Here is a 1,073-nt window from a genome sequence, read left to right on the forward strand (position 1 = left end):
TCGGTCTAGCGCGCCCACCTCCACCGTCACGCGCAGCGCCCGCCCCGCGCGCCAGACCGCCAGCTCGGCCTGCCGGCCGGGGCGGATCCGCGCCACGGTATCGAGCAGGTCGGCCGAATCGGCCACGCCGCGCCCGTTCACCGACAGCACCACGTCGCCGGGCGCCAGGCCCGCGCGCGCGCCGGGCCCGTTCGGCGCGACCATGGTCACGATCGCGCCGTCGGCGCTGGCCAGCCCGAACGAGCGCGCCAGCGTCGCGTCGAGTTCCTGCAGCGCCACCCCGAGCCGCCCGCGCGTGACGCGGCCGTTGCGCAGCAACTGGTCCTTCACGTCGAGCGCGATATCGATCGGGATCGCGAAGGACAGGCCCTGGTAGCCGCCCGTCTTCGAGTAGATGGTCGAATTGATCGCGATCACCCGGCCCTGCAGGTCGAACAGCGGGCCGCCCGAGTTGCCGGGGTTGATCGGCACGTCGGTCTGGATGAAGGGGATGTAGGCCTCGCCCGGCAGCGAGCGCGACTTCGCGCTGACGATGCCCTGCGTGACGGTATTGGCGAAACCGTAAGGCGAGCCGATCGCCATCACCCAGTCGCCCACCTCGGTGCGCGCCGGATCGCCGGTGGCCACCGCCGGCAGCCCGTGCGCGTCGATGCGGATCACCGCCACGTCGGACAGCGGATCGCTGCCGATCACACGGCCCTTGAACTGGCGCTTGTCGGTCAGCTTCACGTCGACCGTGGCCGCGTCGCCCACCACGTGCCGGTTGGTCAGGATGATGCCGTCGGCGTCGACGATAAAGCCCGAGCCCAGGCTCACCTCCTCGCGATTGCCGATCACGCGGCGCGCGAAATACGGCGCCAGCGGGCTGTCCGGCGCGATGCCGGGCGGCAGCTCGATGCCGACCTGGGCCACCTCGCGCGTGACGCTGATGTTGACCACCGCCGGGCCGTTGCGGCGCGCGAGGGCGGCGAAGTTGGGCAGCACCAGCGGGGGGCCGTCGGCGGGAGCCGGCGCGGCCGGCGCCGCGTTCGCGGCGACGGCCGGCATCGTCCAGGCGCAGCAGGCCATCGCCA

The 1,073-nt window shown here is 73.0% G+C and carries 1 protein-coding gene; it reads right to left on the reverse strand.

Features of this window, described 5'->3' with window-relative positions; genetic code table 11:
- A partial coding sequence (locus F3J10_RS35735) for a trypsin-like peptidase domain-containing protein (protein ID WP_167244058.1) occupies positions 1 to 1,068 on the reverse strand: 1,068 nt, incomplete at its 3' end.
- Positions 1,069 to 1,073 lie beyond the last annotated feature (5 nt).

The sequence above is a fragment of the Burkholderia sp. Cy-637 genome, from assembly GCF_011753175.1.
GTDB classification, from domain to species: domain Bacteria; phylum Pseudomonadota; class Gammaproteobacteria; order Burkholderiales; family Burkholderiaceae; genus Burkholderia; species Burkholderia gladioli.